The sequence below is a fragment of the Streptomyces xiamenensis genome (assembly GCF_000993785.3).
Classification (GTDB): domain Bacteria; phylum Actinomycetota; class Actinomycetes; order Streptomycetales; family Streptomycetaceae; genus Streptomyces; species Streptomyces xiamenensis.
On sequence record NZ_CP009922.3, the window covers coordinates 2,482,843 to 2,497,014 of the forward strand.

Consider the following 14,172-nt stretch of genomic DNA (forward strand, 5'->3'; position numbering starts at 1 on the left):
GGGGAGCTGGGGAGGGTGGGGGCTCGGGGAGCAATGTCACGCTGGGTGCGTAAATGGTGACAGAGGAGCCCTGGTACCCGAGCATCGCACGCCAACTATCGCCCGACGGTCCCTCGTACGAGTGATATCGGTGCGTATGCCTGCCGCCGGGCCCGCCGGTCCGCCACCGAGCCGGGCCGCCCGTGGCTCACCCCGCGGCGGGCCGCACCCGGGCCACCCACTTCTCCGGGTCGGTGATCTCCTCCTTGGTGGGGAGGGTGTTCGGCGAGGTCCACACCTTGTTGAAGCCGGTCATGCCGGCCTGCTCCACGACGGTGCGCACGAACCGCTCGCCCTCCTGGTACTGGCGCAGCTTGGCGTCCATGCCCAGCATCTTGCGCAGCGCCCGGTCCAGCCGCCCGGCGCCGGCGGCGCGGCGGCGGGTGAACTTCTCCCGGATCTCGGCGACGGAGGGCACGATGGCCGGCCCGACGCCGTCCATGACGTAGTCGGCGTGGCCCTCCAGCAGGGACATCACGGCGGTGAGCCGGTCGAGGATCTCGCGCTGGCGCGGGGTCTGCACGAGATCGACCAGGCCGCGCCCGCTGTCGGCCCCGGACTCGGGGGCGCGGCCGGTGACGGACTGGGCGGCCTGCCGGAAACGCTCCACCAGGGTGCCCGGGTCGACGTCGGACTCCTTGAGGAAGCCCTGGATCTCGCCCTCCATGTGGTCGCGCAGCCACGGCACGGCGGTGAACTGGGTGCGGTGGGTCTCCTCGTGCAGACACACCCACAGCCGGAAGTCGTGTGGCTTGACGGCGAGCTCGCGTTCGACCTGGACGATGTTGGGGGCGACCAGGAGCAGCCGGCCGCCGCCGGGGCGGGCCGGGAGACCGGCGGTGGGCGGCGCGAAGGTCTCGTACTGGCCCAGCACCCGGGAGGACAGGAAGGACATCAGCATCCCGACCTCGACGCCGGTGACCTTGGAGCCGACGGCGGTCAGGGCCGCGCCGCCGGGGACGGCGGAGCGGCGTTCGCGCATCCGGACCATCACCGGGGAGAGCAGTTCGCGGAATCCGGCGACGTTGGCGCGGATCCAGCCGGGGCGGTCCACGACCAGCACCGGGGTGTCGGCGGCCCCGTTGTCGAGGCCGGTGAAGCCGTTCACGTGCAGCTGGGCCGCCTCGGCGTGCCTGCGCAGCTCGGCGACGGCTGCGCGGGCCTCGTCGCGGCTCACCTCGGGCCCCGGCCGCGTCATCCGGGCCGCCGTGGACACGGCGAGATTCCAGTCGACCAGATCCGTACCGCCACCGCCGAAACTCGTCATGCGCCCCACGGTACGGCGCTGCCCCCGGGACCGGTAGCCGCCGCCCGCCCCCTCCTGGCCCCCCTCACCGCCGTGGGGCGGGGCGGGGCGGGCCCGGAGGGGACTGCGCCGTACGGGGGACGGGCGGCCCCGGAGGGCCGGGAGCGGTCGGCCCGACGTCACCGGACGGGGTCCGTCCGGTGCGGTCCGGCGGTGCCCCGGCCTTCGGAGGCGCGGCCCCGTGAGGGTGCGAAAGGGACGGTCTAACCGCAGTGGCAGGTCGCCAGGCCCGTCGCCGCCGCGTCCAGGGCGTTCTGGGCGGCGTTCGCGTCCAGCGTCTCGTTGGCCAGGAAGGCGAACGCCAGGACCCGGCCGTCGGCGGTGACGGCCGTGCCGGCCAGGGTGTTGACGCCGGTCAGTGTGCCGGTCTTGGCCCGGACCACACCCGCGCCGTCCCCGGTGCCGCCGCCCGTCGCGTCCGCCCCGGCCCCGTAACGGCCGGTCAGCGTGCCGGTGAAGCCCGCCACCGGCATCCCGGTCAGCGCGGGCCGCAGTTCGGGCCGCCGGGGGTCGGCCGCGGCCGTCAGCACACCGGTCAGCAACTGCGCGGTGACCACGCCCTCGCGGTCCAGGCCGCTGGCGTCCGCGATGCGCACCTGGTCCATCGGCAGTCCGAGCCCGGCGAGTTCGTCGGTGATCGCCCGGCCCACCCCGGCGAAGGTGACCGGCTGTCCCGCCTTGAGCGCCGTCGCCCGGCCCAGCGCCTCCGCCAGGTCGTTGTCGCTGTACGTCAGCATCCGCTCCACCAGGACCGACAGCGGCGCCGAGCGGTGCCGGCCCAGCCGTTCGGTGTCCTGGCCGCTCGCGGCGGCCGGCTCCCCCACGACCGTCACCCCCGCGGCCGACAGCGCGCCGGTGAAGGTGCGGACCGCGTCCGCGGCCGGGTCCGTGGAGCGTACGGTCGGGCCGTGCGTGGAGCCGTCCAGCCGGCCCTCGTTGACCTGAAGGGCGGTGAGCGCGGCGATGTTGTCGTTGAAGCCGATCGGGTGCAGTGCCTCGCCGCCGTCCCACAGCGAGAGGTCGTAGCCCACGCTCACCTCGCCGACGCCGCGCTCCGCCAGCGCCCGGGCCGTCTCCTCGGCGAGCGCCTGGTAGTCCTCGGCCATCACCGTCGGGTCGCCGCCGCCCACCAGCACCACCCGCCGGGCGGCCTCGTCCCAGCCGGTGGTGGTGGACAGCCGGTGGTCGGGGCCCAGGGCCTGGAGCGCCGCCACGGCGGTGACGAGCTTGACGGTGGAGGCGGGGGTCCTGCCGGTGCCGGGGCCGGAGGCGTACAGCACGGTGCCGTCCGCGATGTCGACCACCGAGACGGCGGCGCCGCCGCCCAGCGCCGCGTCGTTCAGGGGGGACAGGACCCCGCTCAGGTCGGTGACCGCGTCCGGGCCCGAGCCCGAGACGCGTTCGCCCAGCGGGTCCAGGACGGGTGGCGCGGAGGGCAGGCCGGCGACGATCTTCTCCAGGTCGGCGACCTCGCGTTCGGCGGCCAGCCCGGCGGCGGCCTGCCGTTCGGCCGTACGCTGTCCCGAGTCCCACGGTCCGGCCAGCGCGACGGTCAGCGCGGCGGCTGCCAGACCCGCGGCTCCGGCCGCGGTGACCAGCCGCCGGGTGGGCGCGCCCAGCGCCACATGCACCGCTCTTGACCACCGCACCGGCACAGCGACCAGCCCCTTTCGCGAGCACACACTTGCGTGAGGGAAACTTAACCCCTGTAGCCAGCACAGATCGCTTAAGGAGCCCCCTGTGGAGTTCGACGTCACCATCGAGATTCCGAAGGGTTCTCGGAACAAGTACGAGGTGGACCACAAGACCGGCCGCATCCGCCTGGACCGGCACCTGTTCACCTCGACCGTCTACCCGGCGGACTACGGCTTCGTCGAGGGCACCCTCGGCGAGGACGGGGACCCGCTGGACGCCCTGGTGCTGCTGGACGAGCCGACGTTCCCCGGCTGCCTGATCCAGTGCCGCGCCATCGGCATGTTCCGGATGACCGACGAGGCGGGCGGCGACGACAAGCTGCTGTGCGTGCCCTCGGCCGACCCCCGGATGGAGCACCTGCGGGACATCCACCACGTCAGCGAGTTCGACCGCCTGGAGATCCAGCACTTCTTCGAGGTGTACAAGGACCTGGAGCCCGGCAAGTCCGTCGAGGGCGCCAACTGGGTGGGCCGGGTCGAGGCGGAGGCCGAGATCGAGCGTTCGTACAAGCGCCTCGCGGAGCAGGGCGGCGAGCACTGAGCGGCTAGGGCCTGTCTGACACATCCCGCCTGGCCCGCGTCGCCTGGCACGGCACCTCGCTGCGTTGTCGAGACGCCCAAGTAGCCCACTACGAGGACGCCCCTCCGCCTTGCGATGCTCCCCCAGCCTTCGGCCGGGAGGTGCCCCCAGCACCAGACAACGCGGGCCCGACCGGCGCCATGTGTCAGACAGGCCCTAGAACCCGCGCGTCCGTTTGGCTCCCCGCCTGCCCAGCGGGGACAGCGGAGTGGTCTGGCCCGGCGTCTTGATGAAGAGCCGGGCCATTTCGCTGCCCAGATTCACCCCGATGGCGATCGCGAGCGCCAGCGAGACCGCCAGCAGCAGGTTCTGGATGCCGGTGTCGACCTGGCCCTGTGCGAAGCCGAGCAGCCCCAGGTAGACGGCGGAGCCCGGCAGCAGCGGCCCGATGGCGGCCGTGACGTAGGGCAGCGAGGACGTGAACCGGTACCGCGACTGCAACTGCCCGAACAGGCCGACGAGTCCGGCCGCCACGGCGGTGGCCGCGAACGGTGACAGGCCGCCGGTGTCCCGCATCGCGCCGTAGATCAGCCAGGCGATCCCGCCGTTGACGGTGGCGGCGAGCACGGTGGAGCGTTCCTGCTGGAGGAGGACGCAGAAGGTCAGGGACAGCAGCAGCGCGGCGCACAGCTGGATGACGGGCCGGCTGTGCCGTACCACCACCTCGGGCTCCAGGCTGACGCCGGACACCTCGCCCAGGTACAGCACCGCGAGCACCCCGCACACGATGCCGACGATCAGATAGACCACTTCGAGGAGGCGGGCGGAGGCGGTCAGGTAGTAGCCCGTCAGCCCGTCCTGCACGCCGGCCACCAGGGCCCGTCCCGGGATCAGCGCGAACAGGCCGCCGGTGATGATGGCGGCCGCCTGGATCTTCCCGGCGGCGTTGTCGTGCCCGGCCGCCCAGCCCACCCCCATCAGGGCGGGGGCCATGGCGGCGGCCACGAACTGGTAGAACTCCGGCAGCCCGCGCCCCGACGCCAGCCACGCCAGCCGGTCGCCCAGCATGGCGCCGACCATCGCCAGCAGGAAGACGACCCAGTTGCCGCCCACCAGGGTGGAGGCGGCGCCCGCCAGCAGTCCGCTGGCGAAGGTCAGCTGCCACTTGGTGTACGGGTGCCGGTTGCGCCGGATGGTCGCCAGCCGGCCGTACGACTCCTCCATCGTCACCTCGCCGGAGGAGATGTCGTCGATGAGCCGGAAGACGGCCGCAAGCCGCGTGTAGTCGGTGCCCCGGCGGCGCACGGTACGGCTGAGCGTGAACGGCGGGTCCACCAGCGAGGGCTGATAGCTGATCGAGATGAGGGTGAAGGTGACGGTGGCGTCGCAGCGGTCCAGGCCGTACGCGTGGGCGACCGCGAACATCGCCGTCTCCACGTCCTCGGCGCCCTCGCCGCCCGCCAGCAGCAGCTCGCCGATGCGCAGCGTCAGATCCAGCACCCGGGGCACGGCCGGCTGCTCGCCCGCCTCCTCGTCGGCGCGGGAGGGCGGCAGCTCCGGGGTGATGCGCTCGGTGGTGGGGGCGGCCCGCACGATGGACCGCATCCGGTCCTGCCACAGAATCCCGGGCGCGGCGCGGCGCAGCGTCACGGGCAGCTGAGCCGTACCGCTGGGCGGGGTGGCCCCGCCGGGGGTGCGGAACTCGCTGCGCTCCTCGACGGGCGCGCTGGTGGTGAGGCCCTCGGGGACGGTGAACCCGGAGGCCTCCTCCTCTTCCGGCTCGGCCGCGGGCGGCCTGGCCAGGCCCTCGGGGAGCGCGAACTCGGAGGTGGGGTGGTCGTCGGCCTCGGGCACCGGCTGCGGGTGGGCGTAGCCTTCGGGGCGCAGCACGGGGATGAGCTGCGGGGTGGTCAGACGCCGCGGATCGCCTTCGCCACCCTCGCCGTCCTCGCCGAATCGTTTGTGCTCGCCGGCCACTCCGCTGCTCTCCTCGCCTCCCGGAATTGTGGGGTTGGCCCCACTGAGGGACCCACGATGCGAAGCATAGGATGTTCCTCACCGCAACGCCTCAAGAGCGCCCCAGGGCGCCTTCCGCCATGCCCGGCGTATACCGAGAGTGGAGATTCATGGCGAAGCAAGCCAGCAGCAGCCGTGTGGCCGATGCCTTCAAAGGTTCCCTGGTCGGAGCGTCGGAGGCGTTGCCAGGGATCAGCGGGGGCACGGTCGCGCTGATCGTCGGCGTCTACGAACGGCTGATCGCCGGGGCGAGCCATGTGACGAGCGCGATACGTCTGGGCATCGCGGACGTGCCGCGCGGGCAGGGTCTGCGCCGGGCCGGTGCCGAGTTCCGGCAGGCCGACTGGCGGATGATCGTGCCGCTGATGATCGGCATGGTGGTGGGCCTGCTGCTGTCCAGCGCGCTGCTGGCGCCGCTGGTGACGGACCACAAGCAGTACGCGTACGCCGTGTTCTTCGGCCTGGTGCTGGCCTCGCTGTGGGTGCCGTTCAGCGGCTCGGGGCGGCACTGGGGGCTGCGCGAGTGGCCGCTGGCGCTGGTGGGCGCGGGCGCCGCGTTCTGGCTGACGTCGCTGTCGGCCTCGGTGTCGCCGGACAACATGCTGGTGGTGTTCTTCTCCGGCGCGATCGCCGTCTCCGCGCTGATCCTGCCGGGGCTCTCCGGGTCGTTCCTGCTGCTGGCGCTCGGCATGTACGAGCCGACGATCGAGGCGCTGAACGAGCGTGACTTCGGCTATCTCGGCGTCTTCATGGGCGGACTGCTCGTCGGTCTGGCGCTCATTGTGAAGGTGCTGCGCTGGCTGCTGGAGAACTTCCACCGGGTGACGCTGGTCATCCTCACCGGTGTGATGGCGGGCGCGCTGCGGGCGCTGTGGCCCTGGCAGGGTGAGGACGAGCACGACACCTCGCTGTACGCGCCCACCGAGGGTGTGCCGCTGACGCTGGCGCTGGGGCTGGCCGGTTTCGTGGTGGTGGCCACGGTGCTGGTGATCGGTCACCGCAAGGAGCGGGCGGCCGCGGCGGCCGGGGACGGGCACGACGACGGGGACTGCACCCCGCCGCCCGCGCAGCGGGCGCGCCGCCGGCACGCGCGGGTGTGACGACGGAGCAGACCGTGGTGGCGGTCCTGCCCCCCGAGGGGGCGGGGCCGCCACCTTTTTCGTGCGCGGGGCCGCTCCGGCGTGCGCCGCGTGGGCGGCGACCGGTCCGGGCGGGCGGCTCTTGACCGCTGCCCCCGTGCGTCCGGTCACCGGCCACACGGTCGGCTCACGCCATGGGAGACCCGAGCAGCGGTTCCGTGCGCAGCGGGACGGCGAGCCGGTTGAGGGCGTTGATCAGGGCCACCTGGAGGACCAGGTGGCCCAGTTCCTCCTCGGCGGGGAAGCGGGCGCGCAGATCGGCCCACTGGGCGTCGCCGACGTTCTCGCAGCGGGTGACGGCCTCGGCGTAGGCCAGCGCGGCACGCTCACGCTCGTCGTACAGGGGGGACTCGTGCCAGGCGGCCAGGTGGTGCAGCCGCTGCTCGCTCTCGCCGTCCCGGCGGGCCTGGGTGGTGTGCATGTCGATGCAGAACAGGCAGCCGTTGAGCTGCGAGACACGGATCTTGACCAGTTCGCAGAGCGCGTTGTCGAGCGGGCTGTCGTGCACCGCGCGCTGGCTGCGGATGAGCGCTTGGTAGGACGCCGGGGCGGCCTCGGCGATGTTCAGACGGGACATGGGTCGCTGCTCCCTCGCTGGTGGGTGGTGCTGTCGGCAGGGAGACGGGGCGGGTCCCGCGGATGTGACAGTGACGGCGGTCACAGTCCGGGCGGCAGGTGGCGGAGCTTGTCCGGGTTGAGGAGCCGGTGCAGGACGGTGATGCGGCCGTCCTCGACGCTCAGGGTGTCCACGCAGAGGGGACGCCCGGCGTGGACGACGAGCAGGGCGGGTTCGCCGCCCGCCTCGATGGGGCGGAAGGCGCGCGTTGCGCCGCCGAACCGGCGGCGCGCGACGCGCAGCAGCACCTCGGCGATCCGGGCGCCGCCGGTGATGGGTTTGCGGGCGGCGCGCACCTGGCCGCCGCCGTCGGTGAGGTAGACGGCGTCGGGGTGCAGCAGCCGCACGAGGGCGGGCAGGTCCCCGTTCTCGTAGGCGGACCGGAACGCGGCCAGGACGCGGGCGTGTTCGGCGCGGTCGGCCGTGACCTGCCGCTCGCGGGCGGCGGCGATCCGGCGCCGGGCGCGGGAGGCGTGCTGCCGGGCGGCGGCGGGGGTGCCGCCCAGGACGGGGGCGATCTCGGCGAAGGCGAGCCCGAAGGCGTCGTGCAGGACCAGGGCCACCCGCTCGGAGGGGGTCAGCTCCTCCATGACGAGGAGCACGGCGGTGGACACCAGCTCGTCCAGCAGCACCGGTTCGGCGGCGTCGGGGCCGGTGAGCAGCGGCTCGGGCAGCCACGGGCCGACATAGGTCTCGCGGCGGGCGCGGGCCGAACGCAGTTCGTCGTAGGACCGCCGGGCGGCCACGGTCACCAGCCACGCGCGCAGGTCCCGCACCTGCGACAGATCGGCGCGGTGGGCGCGCAGCCAGACCTCCTGGACGATGTCCTCGGCGTCCGCGACGCTTCCCAGGATCCGGTAGGCGGCCCCGAACACCGCCGCCCGGTGCTCGGCCCACACGGCGCTGTCCAGGAGGCTCGGCATCGCCCCACGGTAGCGTCACGGCGCTTTCGGGGCGGCGGGTTCCGGGGGGCCGGCGCCGACCGCCCGGCCGGTCCCCGCGCCATGGGAGCCTGTTCCTGTGATGGAGGAGAAGGTACGGCGATGGGTGCGGGCCGACTTCGGGGTGGGCCTTGTCTCCTTGGAGGATGTGGCGGGCGGCGCCGATGAGAACGCCCGGCTGTGGCGCGGGCGTACGCAGGAGGGCGCGGCGTACGCGGTCAAGCTGAGCGGAGGTGGTTCCGCCGCGGGGCCGCGAGTGGCCGGGCTGCTGGCGGCGGAGGAGGTGCCGGGGGTACCGGGGCCGCTGCCCGCCCGGCGCGGCGGGTGGTGGAGCGTGCGCACCGGGCGCCGGCTGTCGGTGGTGCCGTGGATCGACGGCACCCCGGCGCTGGAGGGCCCGATGGGTGCCGGGCACTGGCGGGCGTTCGGCCGGCTGCTGGCGCGGGTGCACGCCGCGCCGGTGCCGCCGGGGATGCCGCCGGCGCAGAGCCACCGACCGATGGCCGACGCCGTACGGGCGCTGGAGCGCTGGCTGTTGCCCGCGTCCGGGGCCGCGCCGGCGCCGGCCGGCGATCCGCTGGTGCGGGGGCTGGCCGATGCCTGGCGGGAGGGGTCGGGTCGGCTGGCCGCGCTGGTGGCCCGGGCCGGCGCGCTGCGTCCCGCGGCCACCGACCGGGCCGCGCCGGGGGTGATCTGCCACGCCGATCCGCATCTGGGCAATGTGCTGCTCGGGGACGGTGACCGGGTGTGGCTGATCGACTGGGACGACGCGGTGTGCGCGGCGCCCGAACAGGACCTGCTGTTCGTGCTGGGCGGTGTACTGCCCTTCGCGCAGGTGACGGACGAACAGCGCACGTGGTTCTTCGAGGGGTACGGCCCGGCCGATCTCGACGCGGACCGGCTGACGTACTACCGCTGTGTGCGTGCCCTGGAGGACGTGGCGGTCCCCGCGGCCCAGGTGCTGGACCGCGAGGGGCTGCCGGAGGGCGAGCGCGCCAAGGCGCTGGAGATCGTCCGCAGCGTGCTGTCGCCCACCGGCCTGCTGGACCAGGCGCTGGCCTCCCCGGGTCAGGTGTCGTACAGGCCGTCCCAGGGTGCGGAGAATCCCAGCCGGTCGGGGTAGAGCTCGGCCCATTCCCGGTCCTCCTCCACCACGAGGCCGAACAACTGCCCCTCGTGGTGGACGGAGAACGGGCCTATCGCGATGTCCGCGAACCGGCGCCCGGGCAGCGCCGCCAGCCAGTCGCCGAGCCGGGTCAGCCCGTCGGCCGCGGTGCACGTGGCCTCGATCCGGGAGGAACGGTGCCGGCCGGCCCCGTCGAACAGGTGGAGCACGGCGTACCAGCGCCTCTCCTGCTCGTCGAGGGTCGCGGTGACGGAGGCGAAGAACTGTCCGTGCTGGTAGTGGCCGATGGTGTCGGTGCGGTGGCCTGGCTCGTGCTGGATGGGGATGACCGCGGGGATCGTCATGCGTCCCGAAGTTAGCGGCCGCCACTGACAGCGTCATGGGTGCGCAGGAAGGCCGCGAGCCCTGGCAGGTCATCGGTGTTGATCCAGTCGGCACCGGCGGCCAGGAGTTCACCCCACACCGCGTCCCTGGCCGGGCCGGGCGCGTCCGGGGTGGCCCAGAACCGGACGGTCTGCCCGGCCGCGTGCGCGCGGGCCGTGAGGTCGTGCAGCGCGGCGCGTTCGGCGGCCGGGATCGGTCCGGTGCCCTGCCAGCGGAAGAAGGTGTTCCAGTTGCCGCTGATGAGCGGCATGAAGGAGGCCGGCGCCGGGCCGCCCAGGTCCTCGGTCCTGCCGTCGTAGAAGGCCCACCGGACGGCTTCGGCCTCCATCGGGGCGCGCGCCGCCCGGTCCCCGGAGACGACGGCGGTGACCGCCCCGCGCCGTACCCGCCCGGCGGCGGTGGCCGAGCCGAGGATCGACCGGTACGGGCGCAGCGCCCGGGACAGCGCGCGGTAGGTGGGCTCGCCCGCCGTCTTGAGATCGATGAGGAGTTGCAGGGACTGCCGGGGCGCGGAGCGGTACACCGAGCCGCCGTTGGCGCGGATGCGGGCGGCGAGCGGATCGAGGTAGAGGGACTGGAGGGTGCGTGCCGGATCGAGGTCGCTCTCGTCGTGGGCGACCAGGAGCTGACCGCCCATCAGCCAGATGTCGGCCTCGACACTGGCGAAGCCGTGGTCGAGGGCGTCGTGGAGCGGGCGGGGGTGCTCGTAGTCGTTGTGCGCGTGGGCGCGGCGCGCGAAGGGGGGTTCGGCGGGCGGGGTGGGGCGGGCACCGATGAGGGCGGGGACGGCGAGCGCGCCGGCGGTGGCGGTGAGGGCGAGCCGCCTGCTGGGATGGGCCACGGTTCCTCCAGGACGCGGGGGGTACGGCCTGGCTGAGTATCGTGCGGAGGAGGCAGTGGTGACAGGGTCCGAGGCGGAGTTCGACGAGCCTTCCCCGGTTGTTTCCCGGCTGTGGTACGTGGCGTACGGCTCCAATACGCACCGGGCGCGGCTGGACGCGTATCTGCGGGGCGGGCGCTCGGCGGACGGGGGCGACCGTACGTACCCGGGCTGCCGGGATCCGCGCCCGCCGGAGCGCACCGTGGGCGTCATGCTGCCGGGGGCGCTGTACTTCGCCACGCGGTCACCGGTGTGGGGCGGCGGCCGGGCCTTCTACGATCCGGCGGTGGCGGGGGAGATCCCGGCGCGGGCCTATCTGCTGACGGCGGGCCAGTTCTCGGACATCGCGCATCAGGAGATGTTCCGGGCGCCGGGGACGGAGCTGGACCTGCGCCGGGTGCTGCGGCACGGCCGGGACCGGCTCGGTCCGGGACGGTACGAGACGCTGGTGCGGGCCGGGACGCTGGACGGGCTGCCGCTGCTGACGTTCACGGCGCCGTGGGGGCTGCACGAGGTGCCGCCGGTGGCGCCGACGGGGCCGTATCTGCGGCAGCTGGGCTCGGGCATCGCCGAGGCGCACGGCTGGCCGGTGGCGCGTGTCGCGCGCTTTCTGGCGTCCTGCCCGGGGGCGGCCGGGCACTGGTCCGCGCCGGCGGTGGAGGCGGTGCTGCCGGGCGGTCAGTGACCGGTGCCGGCGCTCTGGGACGCCTCCTTGGCCTGCGGTCTGATCTGGTCGGCGGTCAGCGCGTAGCCGGTGTCGGCATCGGTGGAGGAGCGGGCGAAGACCATGCCGTAGACCTTGCCGTCCGAGGTGAGGAGCGGGCCGCCGGAGTTCCCGGGGCGGACGTTGGCCCGCAACGTGTAGACGTCGCGGGTGACGACGTTGGTGCCGTAGATGTCCTGGCCGCGGGCATCGGTGCGGCCGGCGACGGTGGCGCCCCGGAGGTCCAGGCCCTGGTTCTCGGGGTAGCCGGCCACCACCGCCTTGTCGCCGCGTTTGGCCTCCCCGGCGAAGTCGAGGGCGGGGGCGGTGAGTCCGGTCACCTGGAGGACTGCGACGTCGGTCTCGGGGTCGAAGAGGACCACATCGGCGCCCTGGGCGGCGCCCGAGCCGCCGACCTGCACGGTCTGGGTGATGGCGCCCTCCACGACATGGGCGTTGGTCATCACCAGTCCGTCGTCGAAGACGAAGCCGCTGCCCTCCTGGATCTGGTCCCCCGAGGTGGCGACGATCTTGACCGTGCTGTCCTCGGCGGCCTGCTGGGCGGCGGCGGGGACCTCGTCGGCCGTCGGCACGGTGGAGGTGTCGAGGGCGGACGCGTCGCGTTCGAAGGGGTTGAAGACCCGGGGGAAGCCGGCTTCGCTGAGCGCGCCGGCGGCCCGGCTGAACCAGGTCGGCGCCTGGGCCGGCATCCGGTCCTGCACACCGGTGAGCACCCGGGACTCCCGGATCGCCTGGTTGAGCCCGGGGTAGGGGGAGCTGATCAGCGCGCTGGCGGCGATCCAGGCCACCAGCAGGACGGCGGTGGCGTTGAGCACGGCGCCGCCCGCTCCGTCGGCCCAGCGCACCGGGGTCCAGGTGAGGCCGTCGCGCAGCCGCACGGCGAGCGCCCCGGCCAGGGCCTGGCCGATGGCGGCGGGCACCAGTACCAGGAGCAGGGCGGTGAGGGTGACGGTGAGGGTGCCCGGCGCCATGTGTTCCACGGCCAGCGGCAGCAGCCACACCCCGATCGCCGCGCCCCCGACGAACCCGGCGAGGGTGATCAGGGCGGCGACCAGGCCCAGCCGGTACCCCGATATGGCGAAGGCGATCGCGGCGATCACAAGGATGACGTCGAGCAGATTCACCGGGGCCCCTCTCGTCATGATGGGAAACGTGGGTGAATGCCCTGCTGGTTCCCGATGTCTTCCTTGTGACCGTGTGTCCGCGCGGGCGGTGCGCGGCGCGCGTCAGCCGAAGAGCGGCCCGGTGAAGGTGAGGCCCACCTTGTGGCCGGCGATGGCGAACAGGCCCAGCAGCGCCAGGGCGGCGCCGGCCAGCGAGATGTCCTTGAGGAACTGCGTCATCTCGTTCTGCCGGGTGCCGGGGTCGCTCTCCTTCCAGAAGGCGTGCATGAGGAACGCCGTGGGGACCAGGAAGACGACCAGCAGGAGCGCGCCCAGGTCGGCCCAGATGCCGAAGGCGACGCTCAGCGCGCCGAGCAGCATGAGGATGCCGGAGCCGCGTACGAGGTTCTCACCCGAGGGCAGGCCCTTGGATTCGACGTAACCCGCCATCGCTCTGCTCTGCGACAGGTGGTTGAAAGCGGATCCGAGGAACAGCAGCGCGAAAAGAATCCGGCCGATCAGTACGAGAATATCCATGCCGAAAACCTCCAGAAAAGCGGAGGAGGAACGAGCGGGGATCGGGGATGGAGCCGGGCAGCAACCACCGTATAGCGGCCCGCCGCTCTCCGCACCTTCAGCGGAAATCTTCCCCATTCTTCCGGGACTTTGTGGGGGGTGGCGTTTATGCCCGCACCGGTAGGGCATGGGCAGAAAGTGCCGTGGATGCAGGGGGGATCCCCGGGGGAATGGCTCCGCCGCAGTATCTTGCGGAAACAACAGAGAGTAGCCGGCTGACTGCCCTCGACCTCAGGGAGGTGCCATGAGCACGTCCGCACGGAGTACCCCGCACACCGCTGCCGCCCCCCGGCGGCGGCGTGGACGCCATCCGCACGACGACGCCCCCGACACCGCTCGCCAATTCGACCGCATCGCCGCCCTGCCCGACTGCCCCGAGCGGGAGGAGCTGTGCCAGGAGGTGATCTGCGCCTGGATGCCGATGGCGGGACGGCTGGCCCGCAACTTCCGCGACCGGGGCGAGGCCCTGGAGGACCTGGAGCAGGTGGCGGCCCTCGGCCTGGTCAAGGCGGTGCACCGCTACGATCCGGGGCGCGGCAGCGCCTTCGAGAGCTTCGCGGTGCCCACGATCGTCGGCGAGGTGAAACGCCACTTCCGCGACCACCTGTGGGGTGTGCACGTGCCGCGCCGCACCCAGGAACTCCGCAATCAGGTGCGGGCCGCCAGCCGCCAGCTGGAATGCCGCCCCGATGACCGGCGGCCCACCGTGGCGGAACTCGCCGAGTTCAGCGGGCTGAGCCCCGAGGAGGTCATGACCGGCCTTGAGGCGCTGGAGAGTTACAGTCCGCTGTCCCTCGACGCGGAACTCCCGGGCACGGATGACGGCTACTCCCTCAAGGACACGCTGGGGGTACCTGATCCCGGATATGACCAGGTGGTCTTCCGGGAAGCGGTCAAACCGAAACTCCGCTGTCTTCCCGAGCGGGACCAGCACATTCTGTATCTCCGTTTTTTCGACGAGTTGACACAGAGCAAGATTGCCGACCGGATGGGTATTTCCCAGATGCATGTCTCCCGGCTGCTGACCCGCATCTGTGAGCGCCTCCAGGAGGAGATCGAGGAGGACCGCGAGGAGCGGGAATGACACCCGGTTCTGCCCGTCGACCGG

General features: G+C 73.1%; 14 protein-coding genes. 5 read left to right on the top strand and 9 right to left on the bottom strand.

Translation table 11 applies throughout. The features are described 5' to 3' along the window. Nucleotides 1-187: 187 nt before the first annotated feature. Complete coding sequence (locus SXIM_RS11410; RefSeq protein ID WP_030735022.1) at nucleotides 188-1,306, bottom strand: zinc-dependent metalloprotease; 1,119 nt, start codon at nucleotides 1,304-1,306, stop codon at nucleotides 188-190. Nucleotides 1,307-1,548: 242 nt separating this feature from the next. Continuing rightward, a complete protein-coding gene (gene dacB, locus SXIM_RS11415) occupies nucleotides 1,549-2,994 on the bottom strand; it encodes a D-alanyl-D-alanine carboxypeptidase/D-alanyl-D-alanine endopeptidase (protein WP_246156869.1) in 1,446 nt (481 codons plus the stop codon). 91 nt (nucleotides 2,995-3,085) lie between these two features. Here dacB and SXIM_RS11420 point away from each other — a divergent pair, with 91 nt between their 5' ends. Next, the gene (locus SXIM_RS11420; RefSeq protein ID WP_030735028.1) at nucleotides 3,086-3,580 is read left to right on the top strand and encodes an inorganic diphosphatase; all 495 of its coding nucleotides are present in this window, start codon (nucleotides 3,086-3,088) and stop codon (nucleotides 3,578-3,580) included. A gap of 195 nt (nucleotides 3,581-3,775) precedes the next feature. Here the strand turns inward: SXIM_RS11420 and SXIM_RS11425 are convergent, their stop codons facing one another. Beyond that, nucleotides 3,776-5,536: a threonine/serine exporter family protein gene (locus SXIM_RS11425; protein WP_030735031.1), complete on the bottom strand. Its 1,761-nt coding sequence runs from the start codon at nucleotides 5,534-5,536 to the stop codon at nucleotides 3,776-3,778. 149 nt (nucleotides 5,537-5,685) lie between these two features. On the opposite strand from SXIM_RS11425, the gene SXIM_RS11430 reads away from it, so the two are divergent. Beyond that, nucleotides 5,686-6,675, top strand: a complete 990-nt coding sequence (locus tag SXIM_RS11430; RefSeq protein ID WP_046723822.1) for a DUF368 domain-containing protein — start codon at nucleotides 5,686-5,688, stop codon at nucleotides 6,673-6,675. 166 nt (nucleotides 6,676-6,841) lie between these two features. Here the strand turns inward: SXIM_RS11430 and SXIM_RS11435 are convergent, their stop codons facing one another. Beyond that, nucleotides 6,842-7,291, bottom strand: a complete 450-nt coding sequence (locus SXIM_RS11435) for a carboxymuconolactone decarboxylase family protein (RefSeq protein ID WP_030735037.1) — start codon at nucleotides 7,289-7,291, stop codon at nucleotides 6,842-6,844. A gap of 80 nt (nucleotides 7,292-7,371) precedes the next feature. After that, on the bottom strand, nucleotides 7,372-8,253 hold the full coding sequence (gene sigJ, locus SXIM_RS11440; protein ID WP_046723824.1) for an RNA polymerase sigma factor SigJ: 882 nt from the start codon (nucleotides 8,251-8,253) through the stop codon (nucleotides 7,372-7,374). Nucleotides 8,254-8,353: 100 nt separating this feature from the next. On the opposite strand from sigJ, the gene SXIM_RS11445 reads away from it, so the two are divergent. Then, nucleotides 8,354-9,394, top strand: coding sequence for a phosphotransferase enzyme family protein (locus tag SXIM_RS11445; RefSeq protein ID WP_046723825.1), 1,041 nt, complete (start codon nucleotides 8,354-8,356; stop codon nucleotides 9,392-9,394). Here the strand turns inward: SXIM_RS11445 and SXIM_RS11450 are convergent. Together SXIM_RS11450 and SXIM_RS11455 are read right to left on the bottom strand one after the other, a co-directional pair. Next, nucleotides 9,340-9,741: a hypothetical protein gene (locus SXIM_RS11450; RefSeq protein ID WP_046723828.1), complete on the bottom strand. Its 402-nt coding sequence runs from the start codon at nucleotides 9,739-9,741 to the stop codon at nucleotides 9,340-9,342. The genes SXIM_RS11445 and SXIM_RS11450 overlap by 55 nt on opposite strands. Nucleotides 9,742-9,752: 11 nt before the next feature. Then, nucleotides 9,753-10,622: a phosphatidylinositol-specific phospholipase C/glycerophosphodiester phosphodiesterase family protein gene (locus tag SXIM_RS11455; RefSeq protein ID WP_046723830.1), complete on the bottom strand. Its 870-nt coding sequence runs from the start codon at nucleotides 10,620-10,622 to the stop codon at nucleotides 9,753-9,755. A 58-nt stretch (nucleotides 10,623-10,680) separates the two neighbouring features. Here SXIM_RS11455 and SXIM_RS11460 point away from each other — a divergent pair, with 58 nt between their 5' ends. Next, nucleotides 10,681-11,346 carry a histone deacetylase gene (locus SXIM_RS11460; RefSeq protein WP_078846888.1) on the top strand — a complete coding sequence of 222 codons (666 nt, stop codon included), beginning with the start codon at nucleotides 10,681-10,683 and terminating at the stop codon, nucleotides 11,344-11,346. On the opposite strand, the gene SXIM_RS11465 is transcribed toward SXIM_RS11460, so the two are convergent. Further along, nucleotides 11,340-12,509, bottom strand: coding sequence for a MarP family serine protease (locus SXIM_RS11465; RefSeq protein ID WP_030735054.1), 1,170 nt, complete (start codon nucleotides 12,507-12,509; stop codon nucleotides 11,340-11,342). The genes SXIM_RS11460 and SXIM_RS11465 overlap by 7 nt on opposite strands. Before the next feature lie 102 nt (nucleotides 12,510-12,611). Continuing rightward, nucleotides 12,612-13,025 (bottom strand): DoxX family protein, encoded by a 414-nt coding sequence (locus tag SXIM_RS11470; protein WP_030735057.1) that lies wholly within the window; start codon nucleotides 13,023-13,025, stop codon nucleotides 12,612-12,614. A 283-nt stretch (nucleotides 13,026-13,308) separates the two neighbouring features. On the opposite strand from SXIM_RS11470, the gene SXIM_RS11475 reads away from it, so the two are divergent. Continuing rightward, the gene (locus SXIM_RS11475) at nucleotides 13,309-14,148 is read left to right on the top strand and encodes a SigB/SigF/SigG family RNA polymerase sigma factor (RefSeq protein WP_043178101.1); all 840 of its coding nucleotides are present in this window, start codon (nucleotides 13,309-13,311) and stop codon (nucleotides 14,146-14,148) included. Nucleotides 14,149-14,172: the final 24 nt, after the last annotated feature.

Excerpts from the sequence above, each read along its gene's own strand:
- SXIM_RS11435 (WP_030735037.1), bottom strand. The coding sequence starts at position 7,291 with ATGTCCCGTCTGAACATCGCCGAGGCCGCCCCGGCGTCCTACCAAGCG.
- sigJ (WP_046723824.1), bottom strand. The coding sequence starts at position 8,253 with ATGCCGAGCCTCCTGGACAGCGCCGTGTGGGCCGAGCACCGGGCGGCG.
- SXIM_RS11475 (WP_043178101.1), top strand. The coding sequence starts at position 13,309 with ATGAGCACGTCCGCACGGAGTACCCCGCACACCGCTGCCGCCCCCCGG.
- SXIM_RS11410 (WP_030735022.1), bottom strand. The coding sequence starts at position 1,306 with ATGACGAGTTTCGGCGGTGGCGGTACGGATCTGGTCGACTGGAATCTC.
- SXIM_RS11470 (WP_030735057.1), bottom strand. The coding sequence starts at position 13,025 with ATGGATATTCTCGTACTGATCGGCCGGATTCTTTTCGCGCTGCTGTTC.
- SXIM_RS11445 (WP_046723825.1), top strand. The coding sequence starts at position 8,354 with ATGGAGGAGAAGGTACGGCGATGGGTGCGGGCCGACTTCGGGGTGGGC.
- SXIM_RS11430 (WP_046723822.1), top strand. The coding sequence starts at position 5,686 with ATGGCGAAGCAAGCCAGCAGCAGCCGTGTGGCCGATGCCTTCAAAGGT.
- SXIM_RS11450 (WP_046723828.1), bottom strand. The coding sequence starts at position 9,741 with ATGACGATCCCCGCGGTCATCCCCATCCAGCACGAGCCAGGCCACCGC.